Here is a 13,569-nt window from a genome sequence, read left to right as displayed (position 1 = left end):
TCAGGCGAGGGCAAACGAGTGAAGAAAGTTAGTTGAACATTCCGTCGAGACCAAGGTCACCGGTGATGCCACCGATGAGGTCGTCGGTGTCGATAACACCGTCGAGGATGTCGTCAACGTCCACGACGTCAGTCACGTCGGTGACCACGTCAGTCGCGTTGTCTACAACGTCGGTTACCTCAGCAACGTTGTCAACAACGTCGGTTACCTGAGTGGCGTTGTCGACGACGTCAGAGACGTTGGCGTCGTTCGCTACGTCAGACACGTTCGCGGAGTCGCTCACGTTGCCGACTGCGGTGTCGTTGCCGGATGCCACGGGAGCGTTGACCTCGTTACCGGAAGCAACAGCGTTGCCGTTGAGCAGGTCACCATTGAGGATGCCGCCGCCGAGGATGTCTCCACCCAGAAGGTCAACGTCGCCGACCTCGGGTGCGACGACGACGGGGATGTCGGTCTGCTTGGGCGAGGAGTAGGAGTATGACTTCGTGGAGGTGTAGCTGTCACCGGTGGCGGCCATGGCGGGAGCAGCGGCTCCCACGGCGATCAGGGCTACTGCGGTAGCGGTTGCGCCGAGCGTGGTCTTCTTCGTGAATGCGTTCATAACTGAACTCCTTCTTACGTTGTCAGCCTCCGTAGAGGCCCTGCGTCTCGAGGCTTTCCCGAGCCGCAATGAGTACTCCGGAGCGAGGCTGTGACCGGTTTGGGGGTCATTTCGAAAAAGTGTGAAATCGGGCAATCTGGGGTGCGGATGTCGGCTGTTGGGTGCGCGCAGATCCGCATGTTTCCGGGGCTGAAGACAGAAGCTGGCAGTCAACTGAGTGGAGCCTGGCGAACTGCCCAGTGCTGCATCCAGCGGGCTAGTCGGCCGCTGCAGCTTTCACGGCCGTGTACGCCTCGAGGGCTTCGCGGCGGGTTTCGGCGAGATCCACGATGGGTTCGGGATACGCGTCGGTGCCGAGTTCGGGAATCCAGTACGAGACGTAGTCGCCCGTGGGGTCAAACTTTTTCTGCTGCAAGACCGGGTTGAACACCCGGAAGTAGGGGGCGGCATCCGCGCCGGATCCGGCAACCCACTGCCAGTTGGCGGGGTTGCTGGCTTCGTCGGCGTCGACGAGGGTGTCCCAGAACCACTGTTCACCGGCGCGCCAATCGATGAGTAGATTCTTGATGAGGAAGCTCGCGACGACCATGCGCACGCGGTTGTGCATCGTGCCGGTGTGCCAGAGCTCGCGCATCCCAGCATCGACAAGGGGGATGCCGGTGCGGCCGCGGCGCCACGCGTCGACTTCGCTGACTCCGGCAGGCTCGTCCACGTCGCCGAGCTGGTCGACGGTGTAGCCCCAGGGGAAGGCGTTGTAGGCGGGGCGGTAACTGTCGGTTGCGAGGCGCGGGTTGTCGAAGAGCAGGGCGGTGGAGAATTCGCGCCAGCCGATTTCGCTGAGGAACTTGGCGACGTTCTTGCGGGCCGCGGTGGGTACATCTGCGGAGCCGTTGCCGTTACCGGAGTCGCTGTCGTTGTCGGCGCCGCTACCGTTGCCGCGCAGCCGGTTCCACACTTGGGTGGGGCTGATCTCACCGAACCGCAGGTGTGGGCTGAGCCCACTCGTGGCATCCACGGCAGGTTCGTCGCGGCGGTGATAGTCGGCGAGGCGTTCGGCGACGAAACTCTCGAGGCGGTCGTGGGCGCCGTCTTCGCCGGGAGTCCAGGTCTCGCGCAGTCCCTCGGCCCAGTCGGGGCGCGTAGGCAGCAGATCCCAGTCGGGGAGGTCGTCGCCCGCGGGGGAGTCGGCAGGCCAACTCAGCTCGGCTGCGGTCGGCGCCGGCAGCGCATCCCGCACCGGACGATCTTGCGCCGCACGCCAATACGGAGTGAAAACCTTGTACGGCTCGCCCTGCCCATTGCGGATGTGCCACGGCTCGTTCAGCAGATTGCCCTGATGACTTTCGACCGTGAGCCCCTGCTCGCGCAGGCTCGTCTTGAGGCCGGCATCAATATCGCGGGCGGCCGTGTAGCGGCGGTTCCAGTGAACCGAGACGGCGCCGAGCTCGTCCACGAGCGCCGGCAGCACCTGCGCGGCCGGGCCGTGACGCAGCGTCAGTTGGCCGCCTAGATTCTGTAGGGCGGCATCCAGAGCAGTGAGGCTGTGATGCAGCCACCACTTGCTTGCCGCACCCAGCGGACGGATGCCGTCGCCGGTTTCATCATGAATGTAGACGACAACAAGCGGTCGGCCTTCGCTCGCGGCGGCCGTTAGCGCAGGGTTGTCGGCTAGTCGCAGGTCGTTGCGCAGCCACACGATGGAGGGCTGATTCTGGTTTCCGCTCACCCCTCAACTTTACGGTTGGAGGCTGACTATTCGGCGGGAGGGTCGGCGACGCAGGGGCACCGGTTAAATAGTTCGAGGGCCGGTTTCAGAGGCATGAAACCGACCCTCTCCCTTTGCACCAAGAGTGTCCTGCAATCACATTCCGCAGTAGCTGCCACAGCAAACAACTTCTGCTCTATGAATGTATAACGGAAAGATAACGCTGTCTAGTTACCGTTCCGTTATTTTTGGGAAATTTCCAGAAAAGTCTGTCTACCCCCTGCGTTTCTGGGCGGAATGGGCCGAAATCGCATGCTTTCTGCGCAGATGAGCAGCGGAAAAGTTTGAGCTCCAGCTCCAGCTCCAGCCCAGCGCCGCTCGCAGCCCCTAGTGTGCTGAGTCGACGAGCTTGAGCCCGACGATGCAGCCGACGAGGCCCATGAGCAGCAGAATCTTGACCCAGGAGACGGGTTCGCCGCCGAAGATCATGGCGTAGGCCACGGTCAGGGCAGCGCCGATGCCTACCCAGATCGCGTAGGCGGTGCCGATGGGAATCTCGCGCATCGCGTAGCCGAGGCCACCCATGCTGGCGAGAATCGCGACGCCGAAGACGACGGTCGGCCAGAGTTTGGTGAAGCCCTCCGACTTGCCGAGGGCAGTGGCCCACACGGCTTCGAGAACGCCAGAAAGAATCAGAATAAGCCAGTACACAACAGTCTCCTTGGCCAGTCTTGTCGCATACCCGGTACTGATCCGTCGTCGGGAGCCGTCGTTGCGGCTACCCGTTTAGAGTATCAAAGCGGGCGTGAATTGGCAGAGCGGCGGTGGTTGCCGCTAGCGGACATCCGCTACTCGAACGCCCGCACTGAATCAGGCACACGGATGCCGGAGCGCAGGTCAGGCGTGGCAACAACCTCAACGGCTCGAGCTCCGAACCGCACCTGCCCGCCCCACGCCTCGCCCGCGATATCCGCGTCGGTGTCATCGGGCCAGTCGTCGGAGGTGCGCAACGACCATTCCGCGATCGGCAGCGCCAGCACGAGCGTCGCTGCGAGTTCATTCTTGCTGTTCGGGCGCACTTCGGCCAGGCGGCCGGGGATCAGCTTCTCGGTGATGGCATTGACGGCGGCGGACTTCTCCTCGCCCTCGAGCACCCGGAATGATCCAAACAGTACGGCGCTGCTGTAAACCAACGATGATTCGAAGGCGGAGCGGGCGACCACGATGCCGCCGACGGCGGTGACCGAGATCGCGACGGGCGCACCAGAAACGAGCCGCATCCAGCGTGAGCCACTGGAGCCGTGCACGATCAGCTCATCCCCGAGGCGCGCAACTGCGGTCGGCAGAACTCCGGGGGTGCCGTCGTCATGAACGTAGGCGACGTTCCCGACGATCTCCGAGTCGAGAAGAGCGTCGAGGGCGGCGCGATCGCGCGACATCTTCTCGGGCATCCGGGTGGCATCAGTCGTTGTCATCCCGCCAGTGTGGCACGCGGGATCGCGGTCTACTGGCCGAGCGACGATATGACAAGCACACTTGACACATTGCAGACATGTAAAGCATGCTTGTCACATGGAATCTGAAGTAAGAGACAGACGTCAGGCCGCAGGACTTTCCCAAGCGGCTCTAGGCGCAGCGCTAGGCGTTTCTCGCCAGACCATTAATGCAATCGAGACGGGGCGTTACGACCCATCCCTGATTCTCGCGGTGCGGCTTGCCCGGTTCTTTGGGTCGACGATTGAGGAAGTGTTTCACATTGAAGACAACGACTAGTTTCACAGTTTCGACGATCAACGTGGTGCTATTGGGCCTTCTGCTCGCCGGCGCGATTGTCACGGGGCTCTTCGCCAACTGGTTCGAGATGGCGCTGTTGCTCGCCGCGGCCGTGTTCATCTTCGTCAGCGCCGTTTATGCGCGGGGCCAGAAAGCGAGCGACGTCACTCGGCTCAACGCCATCGAATACCGAGACGAACGCGACCGCCTTCTCGCGAAGAGCGGTTTCGCCGTCGTGGGTGTCGTCGCGCTCGTTCTTGCCATCGTAGAGTTCGTGGTCGCGGCGGTGTTCCAACACCTGGTGTTGCTCGCTTCGGCCCAAGTGCTCGTGCTCTGCGCCGTGTGGGGTATCGCTAACTCAGTCGCGGCAAAGCGCGGCTAACCTGCCACGGGGCTCGCCGCATCCAGACTTGTGAAGCGCCTCCAGCAGGGTGCGCGCGTGCGCCCTAGATGAAGTCCGGGCTGGGCGTCGAGGCAAATCGTACCGAGACATCCGGATGACGGTCGTAGCGGTAGCCAATGCCACGAACCGTACGAACAACATCTTCGTACGCTCCGAGCTTGGAACGCAGGCGACGGATGTGAACGTCGATGGTGCGCTCGTTGGGAGCCTCGTCATCTTCGGCCGACCAGAGCGTCGCAATGAGCTGGGCGCGGTCGATGGTCTGCGATTCGCGCAAGATGAGGAACTGCAGCAACTCGAACTCTTTGTAGGTGAGGGCTGCGGGGGAGTCATCGATGAGCACGCGCTTGCGGGAGAGGTCAACGACTACGCCGCTCGCGGGCTTCTCCTCGGGCTCTTCAACTTGGCGGTGCTTGGCGAGAGCAGAAGGATCCTGCAGGGCGAGGCGCACGACGTCAACATCGCGTCCACCAGCGCCGACGGGGGCGAGGGCCACGGCGGCGTGAGTTTCGGAGTTCGGCACGAGCTGCTGCGTGAGCTGCTTGAGCTGCTCCACAATCGCGCTCAGGTCGGTGCCAGCAGCGGCGGCCTTCAGCTCGTCGATGCCGACGTAAAGCACAAAGCCGCGGGCTTCAGTTCCCTGAGGAACAGCACGCAGGTGCGGCGCTTCGGTCGGTGCGGCCGGAGCCGGTGCCGGTGCTGCGGCTGGGCGGGTGTCCCGCGCAGGCTGCACAGCGAGCGACAGTTCCCGCGTGGTGCGCGGTGCTGCGTGCGGTGCGCTGTGAGCGGGAGCCGCGGGAGCGAAAGAGGTGCGAGGGGTACGTTCGATTGTTGCAATTGACATGGGTCCAGAAATCCTTGGATAAGGGTGAAGGGCCTCTGATGATGAGGGTGTGATCCTTCGAAATAAAACAGGTGTGTCAAGTCAGAAAGTCGCCGTTATGAGGACGAAGATCTGGGGGCGTTCATTCTGGTGAGAACGCCCGGCTCAAGGTTGGCCTACTAGGCACACATTCGACAACACAGCATCGCGCTTGCCGGCACGGTGCTCGAAAGCAGTGCGCCAGCGGTCCTGGAAGCCACGGGGGCGGTCAGGTCGCGAGTGTGTACGGTCATGACTGCAACTATGTTTCATGCAGCGCGCGTCTGTCAAGTTACGCGCGCGAAAAATGTGCGGCTACACGAGGCCGTACAGGCGGTCGCCGGCGTCGCCGAGACCGGGAACGATGTAGCCGTTCTCGTTGAGGCGCTCGTCAAGTGCTCCGAGCACGATCGTGACATCTTGGTCACCCATGGCCTTCTCAAGCGCAGCAAGGCCTTCGGGGGCGCCGAGGATGCAGACAGCCGTGACGTCGGTAGCACCGCGGTCAAGCAGGTACTGAATAGCCGCGATGAGCGAGCCACCGGTAGCGAGCATGGGGTCGAGTACGAAGCACTGGCGGTTCGACAGGTCGTCGGGCAGGCGCTCGGCGTAAGTGTCGGGCTGCAGGGTTTCTTCGTTGCGCACCATGCCCAAGAAGCCGACTTCGGCGGTGGGAACGAGCTTGACCATTCCTTCGAGCATTCCGAGACCGGCACGAAGAATCGGCACGACGAGCGGCTTGGGCGAGCTGATGGCCACACCCTTCGTCGCCGTGACGGGGGTCTCAATGTCGACCTCTTCAACGCGCACTGAGCGGGTGGCTTCGTACGCCAAAAGCGTGACGAGCTCTTCCGTTAGCGCCCGAAAAGTGGGGGCGGCGGTGTTCTTGTCGCGCAGCACGGTGAGCTTGTGCGTGATGAGCGGGTGGTCGGCAACGTGAACTCGCATAGGCTAAATCTACTTGAGGTACGGACCAGTTGGAGAACCGATCGTGACAAAGTTCGATCATTGGATGACGCGGGCCATCGCTGAGGCCACGCTCACGGCCGATTCTGCCGATGTTCCGGTCGCTGCTCTGGTCTTTGATCAGAACGACAATCTCGTCTCCATCGGGCGCAATGAGCGGGAGCTCACGGGCGACCCCACGGCGCACGCCGAGGTAGTGGCAATCCGGGCAGCTGCCGCGGCCACCGGTTCGTGGCGGCTCGACTCCATGACTCTCGTGGTCACACTGGAGCCGTGCACGATGTGTGCTGGCGCGATTCTGCAGGCCCGCATCCCGCGCGTGGTGTTTGGGGCGTGGGACGAAAAAGCCGGCGCGTCAGGCAGCGTTAACGATTTGCTGCGTGACCGCCGGCTTCCGCACAAGGTCGAGGTTGTGGCGGGCATCCAAGAGGCTGAATGTGCCGCGCTGCTGACGGACTTTTTCGAAGCCCGCCGCTAGCGCTCGCTCGCGGGGCGTGCGAGGCGCTTGTTGCTAGTGGCCTAGTGCCAGAGCACCGCAACGAATACGTTGATGAGAGCGCCCATGCCCGCGAGGTGCAAAAACGGCAGGGCCGCTTTCTCGTTGCCGCCGTTGGCCAGAGCCTTGGCCTGGCGAGCACGAGCCACCAAGACGGAGACAAGGACAACAACGGCAAAGACAGTCTTGACGGCAATCTTGGTGTTGTTCACGTCGGAGTCGCCGGCCTGCAGAACGCCAACCAGGGCGAGCCCCGTGACGAGCTGAGTAATTGCACCGATCAGCATGGTGCCGAACTCAAAGCTCTTCTTGCGACGCATCTGCAAGAAGAACGATCCCAGAATCAGCGCGAGTCCGAGGATGTGGGTAATGAGCAGCAGGGACCGAACGAGGTCAAGGGTTTCCATGGAAAGTGATCTTTCTTAGTCGTTGCCCACGATGACGATGGTGTCCGTGGGCGGAGCGGCTTCGGGCGGGCGACGGTAGACGTCGGGTTCGATGTAAATAACGCGGGCCATGGGCTCGGCTTCGCGGATCTCTTTCTCCACGCTATCGATGCTGGCAGCAACATCCACTAGTCGGGTCTGAGCGCCGAAGTCGACCTTGGCGGCAACCATGAGCTCTTCGGGGCCGAGGTAGAGCGTTTTCATGTGGATGAGCGAGCGAACGTCCGGGTGCGCGTTGATGGCATCGCGGATGGTGTTGCGCTGCTTCACCGTCGCACCTTCGCCCACGAGCAAGCTCTTGGTCTCGATGCCGAGGATGATCGCGACGATGATCAGCAGAATACCGATGGCGATCGTGCCGATAGCATCCCAGGTTGAGTCGCCCGTAATGACCGTGAGACCGACGCCGAAGAGGGCGAGCACGAGACCGATTTCAGCTGCGACGTCTTCGAGTAGCACTACGGGAAGCTCAGGTGCTTTAGCGTGACGCACAAACGCGATCCAACTCTGCTTACCGCGGACAAGGTTCGATTCCTTGACAGCAGTGCGCAGCGAGAAGCCTTCGAGCACAATCGCGATGAGCAGCACGGTGATGGGCAGCCAGGCTTGCTCAAGCGGGTGGGGGTCTTGCAGCTTGTGAATGCCCTCGTAGAGCGAAAACACGCCACCGACCGAGAACAGGATGATCGATACGACGAAGGCGTAGACATAGCGCTCGCGGCCGTAGCCGAACGGATGCTCGGCATCCGCATGCTTCTTCGCTTGCTTGCCACCGAGCAGCAGCAGGGCCTGATTGCTGGTGTCTGCAACGGAGTGAACGCTCTCCGCGAGCATCGAACTGGACCCCGAAATCAAGAAGGCAATGAATTTGGTCACGGCGATTCCGCCGTTCGCCGCCATCGCCGCGAGGATTGCTTTGGTTCCGCCTGACGCGCTCATGCGATCAATCCTAGGATGTTCACGTGACTACTTCCCTTCCTAGCATTGCAATTGTCGGCGCCGGATCAATGGGAGGTGCCATCCTGTCGGGTTTACTTGACCCTTCAGTGACCGTCAGCGGGGGCATCCGCGTCACGAACCGCACGGAAGCGAAGGCTGCCGCGGTGCGCTCCGACGGTGTCGAATCGTTTGCCTTGGAGAATACTCCGGATGGCAATGCTCGCGCCGTGAAGGGCGCCAAGGTCGTCATGCTGGGCGTGAAGCCCGCGATGATCCCCGACACTCTCGCCGACCTCAAGCCGTTCTTGGAACCCGATGCGATCGTCATCAGCGTTGCCGCTGGTGTCACGACGGCGCGGATGGAAGCCATCGTCGACAACGTCGTGTTGCGGGCTATGCCCAACACTCCCGCCATCGTCGGTAAGGCCGTGACGGGGGTGAGCGCCGGGTCGCGCGCCACCGAAGATGACCTCGCTATTGGTCGCGCCGTGTTCGAGACGGTCGGCACTGTCATCGAAACTCCCGAATCTCAGATTGATGCGCTCAGCACCATCTCGGGATCCGGCCCCGCCTACGTGTTCTTGATTCTCGAAGAGTTCGCTCGCACCGCCGAAGACATGGGGTTCACGCCCGAGCAGGCACTGACGTTGGTGGCGGGAACGTTCGAGGGCTCTCTTGCTCTGCTGGCGTCATCCGACAGCTCTCCGGCGCAACTGCGTAAGCAGGTTACGAGCCCCAAGGGAACGACCGAGCGTGCCGTGGAGCAACTGCAGGCCGCCGACCTCAAGGCGATCTTCGACCGCGCTACCGCTGCGGCTCTGGCTCGCGCTAAGGAGCTCGCTGCGGGCTAGCGCAGCTCCGGCTAGAAACGACCGCGAGCGGGCACGGGTGCGTTTAGAAGCGACCGTGCAGGGCGCGCGAGCGTCGTGACATTGAGTCGATGATCACGGCGAGCAGCAGCACTGCGCCCGTGACCATGTAGCGCACGGAGGAGTCGAGGCTGAGTAGAGTGAGGCCGCTCGAAATCGATTGAATGACGACGATTCCGAGCAGGGCCGACCACGCACTTCCGCGACCGCCGAAGAGGCTGGCGCCGCCGATGACGGCTGCCGCGATGGCGGTGAGGTTCGTGTCTCCGCCACCACTGCTCTGGTTGGCGGCGGCCAGGCGTGATGCCGCCAAGATGCCACCGAGTGCGGCGAGCGTCGCGCTGACCATGAAGACAGAAATGTAGACCCGATCAACGCGGATGCCGGCACGCCGGGCTGCTTCGACGCTGCCGCCGACCGCATAGATGGAGCGCCCCCAGCGCGTGCGCTTGAGTGCGAAGTCCATCGCGATCACGAGCACAATGAAGAGCAGGAACATGAGCCCGATACCGCGGTCGGTGTTGAGGTACCACGCACCGAAGAGTAGGGCGACGATCATCAGGGTGCCGCGGAGCAGGATCGCGGTTCGTGACTCGGGCAACAGCCCCGCACGGCTGCGACGATTCGCGAGCGAGAGATGGGCGCCCACGTAGGCGAGCGTCGCGACTCCGGCGAGCACGTACGAGAGCCACGCGGGCAAGAACATGAGCTGGGCGAATTGCACGATCCAGGAATCGAACGGGATGTTGATCGAGCCGAGCTTGCCCAGTACCCAGAGCTGCAGGCCGAGAACACCGAGAAGACCGGCGAGAGTGATGACGAAACTCGGAACTCCGAAGCGCGTCAGTAAGAAGCCATAAAACCATCCGAAGATCGCGCCAGCGGCGAGCGCCGCAGCGATGGCAGCGATGAGGGGCCAGCCCAGTTGGGTGAAGGTGACAGCGAGAATCGCGGCGGCGAGGCCGGAGAGCGAGCCAACCGAGAGGTCGATCTGGGCGAGCAACAGAACGAGCACGACACCTAGGGCAATCGTGCCCAAGGCGGCTGACTGCATGGCGAGGTTCACGAGGTTGGCGCTCGACAAAAAGGTTGGGTTCAGAATCTGGAAGATCGTCCAGATGAGCGCAAGGCCGACCACGACGGGAATAGCTCCGAGGTCGCCACCGCGCACCCGCGAGCGGAACGCCGCCCAGGACTCGGCGATTCCCGTAGCGGGCGGAAGGTCAACGGCAGGCGTGTTGTTCGTTGGCGGGCGGTTCTCAGAAGTGCTCATGAGCTGAGTCCCTCCTTCACGCGAGTAAACGTCGCCCCGGTCATCCCGGCCCGCCGGCTCACAGCATTATCGGTGGCGCCGGTGATCGCCGCGATGATGTCTTCGTAAGTCACGTCGGCGACGGCGAAGTCGCCATTGTTGCGACCGAGTCGCAGCACGACCACGCGGTCGGCGACAGCCTGCACGTCCGCCATGTTGTGGCTCACGAGCACAATGCCGTGACCGCGCTCGCGGAGGTGCTCAATAAGGTTCAGCACCTCAGCAGTCTGCGCAACGCCGAGGGCGGCGGTGGGCTCATCCAACACCACAATCGACGGGTTACCGATGAGTGAGCGCGCAATGGCAACGGTCTGCCGCTGCCCGCCCGAGAGGCCCGCGACGGGAGTGCGCACCGATGGAATCTTGGCGGACAACTGACGGAGCAGCGCCCACGTCTGCTGTTCCATCTCGACTTCATCGAGAGCGCTGCGGCCCAGCTCGCGCCCCAAGAACAGGTTGGAGACAACGTCGAGGTTGTCGCAGAGGGCTAAGTCTTGAAATACCGTGGCGATACCGAGGTCGCGGGCGTCGGTGGGGTTCGCCAGCGACACTTCGTCGCCGCGGTACGTAATAGTGCCCGAGCTGGCCGGATGCACGCCCGCCAGTACCTTCACGAGCGTCGACTTTCCCGCACCGTTGTCGCCCACGATCGCAACAACCTCGCCGGGGTAGATGTCGAGCGACACGTCGTTTAGGGCGTTGATGGCGCCGAACTGCTTACTGATTCCGCGCAGCGACAGGATCGGTTCATCGTCTGAACTGGCCGGGGTGACCTCGGTCATAAGATGCTCTCTTCCTTGAGTTCATACGTGGGTGTGGGCGCGGTAGTGGGTGTCGGTGCGAGCGTGCGTGTGCTCGAGTGGTCAGTGGCGATGCCATGGATCATCATTGAATCCCCGCCGCCGCACACGCAGCGGCATACTCCGCCGTGCAAATTTGCTCCACCGTGTAAAAACCGTCGGCCACTACGGTCTCCATAATGTTGTCGATTGTCACGATCACGGGCGTCAGCAACGTGGTCGGGATGCCGTTGGTCTCGGGGCTCTGCCCGATCAACTGTTCGCCGTTGAGCAGAGCAACCGCGTGGGTGGCCGCAATCTCGGCCTCACGCTTGAGGTCCTTGTAGATGGTCATGTACTGGTCGCCGCTCACGATGCGCTGAATAGCGGTGAGTTCGGCATCCTGACCCGTGACGGGAGGCAGCGGAGTCACTCCGCCCGCTTTGAGGGCGGCGATTGCTCCGCCGGCTGTGGCGTCGTTGGCGGCGTAGACCCCCACCAGACTGTCGCCGTACTGCGTAACTTGGCTCGCCATCCACTCTTGGGCTTTGTCGGGGCTCCACCCTGGGGTGTCGAACTCGGCGACCACGGTGAAGGCGCTGCCATCGATCACATTGTGCGCACCGCGCTTGAAGAGCCGCGAATTGTTGTCGGTGGGGGAACCGTTGATCATCACGATGTTGCCCGACGACAGGCCCTGGTCGGCGAGACGTTCGACAAGGGCTTTGCCCTGCAGTGCGCCGACTTTTTCGTTATCGAAGGACACCCAGAACGCGAGCTCAGGGCTGCCGATTAAGCGATCGTACGAGATCACGGGCACCTTGTACGACTGAGCGGTTGCCACGATCGTCACCGCAGCCGAGGAGTCGACGGGGTCGAGAACGAGCACGCTAATGCCCTGAGCAAAAGCCGATTCGGCCTGCTGTTGTTGCTTGGCCGGGTCTTGGTCGGCGTTGGCGTAAATTACCTCGCATTCGGGGCACAGTTCGGCCACCTTCGCCTCAAAGAACGGGCGATCGTAGGCCTCGTAGCGGGCCGTCTTCGACTCCGGAAGCAGCAGAGCAATCGTGCGCGAACCGTGTGCACCGGGATCGGGAATGACGAGGCCGCATCCGCTGAGGGCGAGCAGTGCCAGCGCGGCTGCAGCAATCGCCCGCAGCAGGCGGGAGGGGGTACGGATCATGAGTCGCCCGCATCGGAGGTGTCTGCCGAGAGGGTCGTTCCGGAACCGATCGAGAGCCGATCAATCGCGAACGCAATCGAGCCCAGCAGTTCACTGCGTGGCCCGAGCTGGCTCTGCACGAGATCTGCGGCGTGCCCGGAGCCCACGATCACCGAACGTTCCATCGCGTGGCGCATAGGGCCGAGCAGGAGCTCGCCGGCCTGCGAGAGTTCGCCGCCGACCGCAATGCGCTCGGGGTCGAAGACATTGCTGAGGTTGCCCGCGGCGATGCCGAGGTGGCGTCCCGCGTCGGCAATGGCCCGGATGCACGCGCTATCCCCGGCAATTGCCCGCACCACAACATCGTGCAGCTTGAGGCCGCGACGGCCCGTGCGCACCGCCTCGACGATGGCTTGACCGCCGGCGAGGGTTTCGAGGCATCCACGATTGCCACACCGACACAGGGCACCGTCTTCATCGAGCACCATGTGCCCGAACTCGCCGGCGGCGCCGTGATGGCCACGGAAGACTGCACCGTTGAGGATGAGGCCGGCACCGATTCCGTCGTCGATGCTGACATAGAGCGAGTTGGGTTTGCCGCGCAGGGCACCCGAGCGGAACTCGGCCAGTGCCCCCAGATTGGCGTTGTTGTCGACGTATACCGGGCTATTCAGCCGGATGCCGAGAGATTCCGCAACCGGAACACCGTCCCAGCCACGCATGATTCCGGTGCGCGAAATAATGCCCGTCGCGGCATCCATCGGAGCGGGCATTGCGAGTCCCACGGCCAAAATCTCGTCGTGCGTGGCCTCGACAGACTCGAGCATGTCGGTGATGAGCTGGGCAGCGCGGTTGAGTTCGTTGTCGGCGCGATGGTCTTTCGCGAGCGGCATGTGATGCTCGGCGACAACCGTGTGGGCGACATCCGACAGCGCTACTCGCATGTGGCGCTCGGAGAAATGTACGCCAACCACCAGGCCGAGTGCGCGAGCGAGGGTGACTTGGTGGGCACGTCGACCGCTGCGCGTGCTCATCGTTGTGGCGAGCACACCAGCGGTGACGAGCTCTTTCACGATGTTGGAGACGGTGGCGGGGGAGAGCCCGGTAGCGCCGGCCAATTCGATCTGCGTGAGGCCACCATGATGCTTTACCGCGTCGACGATGCGAGCGCGGTTAGCTTCGCGGAGCGAAGTTTGCGACCCCGGGGTCGCCCGTTTTTTGCTCACGGAATCAAGATACAGGTAGCGAGTGGCCGC

16 protein-coding genes and 1 riboswitch are annotated in these 13,569 nt (G+C 62.9%); of the genes, 4 read left to right on the top strand and 12 right to left on the bottom strand.

Translation table 11 applies throughout. The features are described from left to right. Positions 1–28 precede the first annotated feature (28 nt). From ACR3YK_RS03985 to ACR3YK_RS03970, 4 genes are all read right to left on the bottom strand, one after another. A complete protein-coding gene (locus tag ACR3YK_RS03985) occupies positions 29–601 on the bottom strand; it encodes a hypothetical protein (RefSeq protein ID WP_486175934.1) in 573 nt (190 codons plus the stop codon). Positions 602–857: 256 nt separating this feature from the next. Continuing rightward, complete coding sequence (locus ACR3YK_RS03980) at positions 858–2,327, bottom strand: cryptochrome/photolyase family protein (RefSeq protein ID WP_486175933.1); 1,470 nt, start codon at positions 2,325–2,327, stop codon at positions 858–860. Between the two features lie 366 nt (positions 2,328–2,693). Further along, positions 2,694–3,017, bottom strand: coding sequence for a DMT family transporter (locus ACR3YK_RS03975; protein ID WP_100389353.1), 324 nt, complete (start codon positions 3,015–3,017; stop codon positions 2,694–2,696). A 9-nt stretch (positions 3,018–3,026) separates the two neighbouring features. Further along, positions 3,027–3,090, bottom strand: a riboswitch (guanidine-III (ykkC-III) riboswitch). Between the two features lie 64 nt (positions 3,091–3,154). Then, positions 3,155–3,781 carry a pyridoxamine 5'-phosphate oxidase family protein gene (locus ACR3YK_RS03970; protein WP_486175932.1) on the bottom strand — a complete coding sequence of 209 codons (627 nt, stop codon included), beginning with the start codon at positions 3,779–3,781 and terminating at the stop codon, positions 3,155–3,157. A gap of 97 nt (positions 3,782–3,878) precedes the next feature. On the opposite strand from ACR3YK_RS03970, the gene ACR3YK_RS03965 reads away from it, so the two are divergent. Together ACR3YK_RS03965 and ACR3YK_RS03960 are read left to right on the top strand one after the other, a co-directional pair. After that, positions 3,879–4,079 (top strand): helix-turn-helix transcriptional regulator, encoded by a 201-nt coding sequence (locus ACR3YK_RS03965; RefSeq protein ID WP_100389361.1) that lies wholly within the window; start codon positions 3,879–3,881, stop codon positions 4,077–4,079. Further along, positions 4,063–4,461 (top strand): hypothetical protein, encoded by a 399-nt coding sequence (locus ACR3YK_RS03960; protein WP_486175931.1) that lies wholly within the window; start codon positions 4,063–4,065, stop codon positions 4,459–4,461. The genes ACR3YK_RS03965 and ACR3YK_RS03960 overlap by 17 nt, the downstream gene beginning before the upstream one ends. Positions 4,462–4,525: 64 nt before the next feature. On the opposite strand, the gene ACR3YK_RS03955 is transcribed toward ACR3YK_RS03960, so the two are convergent. Beyond that, positions 4,526–5,326 (bottom strand): winged helix-turn-helix domain-containing protein, encoded by an 801-nt coding sequence (locus ACR3YK_RS03955; RefSeq protein ID WP_486175930.1) that lies wholly within the window; start codon positions 5,324–5,326, stop codon positions 4,526–4,528. Positions 5,327–5,659: 333 nt separating this feature from the next. Further along, entirely contained in the window at positions 5,660–6,292 is a 633-nt protein-coding gene (gene upp / locus ACR3YK_RS03950; protein ID WP_100389364.1) for a uracil phosphoribosyltransferase, read from the bottom strand. Between the two features lie 43 nt (positions 6,293–6,335). Between upp and ACR3YK_RS03945 the strand changes: the two genes are divergently transcribed. Then, positions 6,336–6,788, top strand: a complete 453-nt coding sequence (locus ACR3YK_RS03945; protein WP_486175929.1) for a nucleoside deaminase — start codon at positions 6,336–6,338, stop codon at positions 6,786–6,788. 41 nt (positions 6,789–6,829) lie between these two features. On the opposite strand, the gene ACR3YK_RS03940 is transcribed toward ACR3YK_RS03945, so the two are convergent. Next, complete coding sequence (locus ACR3YK_RS03940) at positions 6,830–7,213, bottom strand: hypothetical protein (protein ID WP_486175928.1); 384 nt, start codon at positions 7,211–7,213, stop codon at positions 6,830–6,832. 15 nt (positions 7,214–7,228) lie between these two features. Then, the gene (locus ACR3YK_RS03935; RefSeq protein WP_341620690.1) at positions 7,229–8,191 is read right to left on the bottom strand and encodes a cation diffusion facilitator family transporter; all 963 of its coding nucleotides are present in this window, start codon (positions 8,189–8,191) and stop codon (positions 7,229–7,231) included. 23 nt (positions 8,192–8,214) lie between these two features. Here ACR3YK_RS03935 and proC point away from each other — a divergent pair, with 23 nt between their 5' ends. After that, positions 8,215–9,042: a pyrroline-5-carboxylate reductase gene (gene proC / locus ACR3YK_RS03930; RefSeq protein WP_486175927.1), complete on the top strand. Its 828-nt coding sequence runs from the start codon at positions 8,215–8,217 to the stop codon at positions 9,040–9,042. A 43-nt stretch (positions 9,043–9,085) separates the two neighbouring features. On the opposite strand, the gene ACR3YK_RS03925 is transcribed toward proC, so the two are convergent. The 4 genes from ACR3YK_RS03925 to ACR3YK_RS03910 all read right to left on the bottom strand — a co-directional run bounded on the left by ACR3YK_RS03925 (position 9,086) and on the right by ACR3YK_RS03910 (position 13,539). Continuing rightward, complete coding sequence (locus ACR3YK_RS03925; protein ID WP_486175926.1) at positions 9,086–10,333, bottom strand: sugar ABC transporter permease; 1,248 nt, start codon at positions 10,331–10,333, stop codon at positions 9,086–9,088. Further along, complete coding sequence (locus tag ACR3YK_RS03920; RefSeq protein WP_100389370.1) at positions 10,330–11,154, bottom strand: ATP-binding cassette domain-containing protein; 825 nt, start codon at positions 11,152–11,154, stop codon at positions 10,330–10,332. Before ACR3YK_RS03920 ends, ACR3YK_RS03925 begins: the two co-directional genes overlap by 4 nt. A 103-nt stretch (positions 11,155–11,257) precedes the next feature. Continuing rightward, positions 11,258–12,334 (bottom strand): ABC transporter substrate-binding protein, encoded by a 1,077-nt coding sequence (locus tag ACR3YK_RS03915; RefSeq protein ID WP_486175925.1) that lies wholly within the window; start codon positions 12,332–12,334, stop codon positions 11,258–11,260. Then, on the bottom strand, positions 12,331–13,539 hold the full coding sequence (locus ACR3YK_RS03910; protein WP_486175924.1) for an ROK family transcriptional regulator: 1,209 nt from the start codon (positions 13,537–13,539) through the stop codon (positions 12,331–12,333). The genes ACR3YK_RS03915 and ACR3YK_RS03910 overlap by 4 nt, the downstream gene beginning before the upstream one ends. Positions 13,540–13,569 lie beyond the last annotated feature (30 nt).

The organism is Salinibacterium sp. 10G20-15, assembly GCF_057365065.1.
This window is presented reverse-complemented; position numbering and strand designations above follow the sequence as displayed.

Coding starts and splice junctions, on each gene's coding strand:
- ACR3YK_RS03985 (WP_486175934.1), bottom strand. CDS start 601: ATGAACGCATTCACGAAGAAGACCACGCTCGGCGCAACCGCTACCGCA.
- ACR3YK_RS03970 (WP_486175932.1), bottom strand. CDS start 3,781: ATGACAACGACTGATGCCACCCGGATGCCCGAGAAGATGTCGCGCGAT.
- ACR3YK_RS03965 (WP_100389361.1), top strand. CDS start 3,879: ATGGAATCTGAAGTAAGAGACAGACGTCAGGCCGCAGGACTTTCCCAA.
- ACR3YK_RS03955 (WP_486175930.1), bottom strand. CDS start 5,326: ATGTCAATTGCAACAATCGAACGTACCCCTCGCACCTCTTTCGCTCCC.
- upp (WP_100389364.1), bottom strand. CDS start 6,292: ATGCGAGTTCACGTTGCCGACCACCCGCTCATCACGCACAAGCTCACC.
- ACR3YK_RS03940 (WP_486175928.1), bottom strand. CDS start 7,213: ATGGAAACCCTTGACCTCGTTCGGTCCCTGCTGCTCATTACCCACATC.
- ACR3YK_RS03935 (WP_341620690.1), bottom strand. CDS start 8,191: ATGAGCGCGTCAGGCGGAACCAAAGCAATCCTCGCGGCGATGGCGGCG.
- ACR3YK_RS03925 (WP_486175926.1), bottom strand. CDS start 10,333: ATGAGCACTTCTGAGAACCGCCCGCCAACGAACAACACGCCTGCCGTT.
- ACR3YK_RS03920 (WP_100389370.1), bottom strand. CDS start 11,154: ATGACCGAGGTCACCCCGGCCAGTTCAGACGATGAACCGATCCTGTCG.
- ACR3YK_RS03915 (WP_486175925.1), bottom strand. CDS start 12,334: ATGATCCGTACCCCCTCCCGCCTGCTGCGGGCGATTGCTGCAGCCGCG.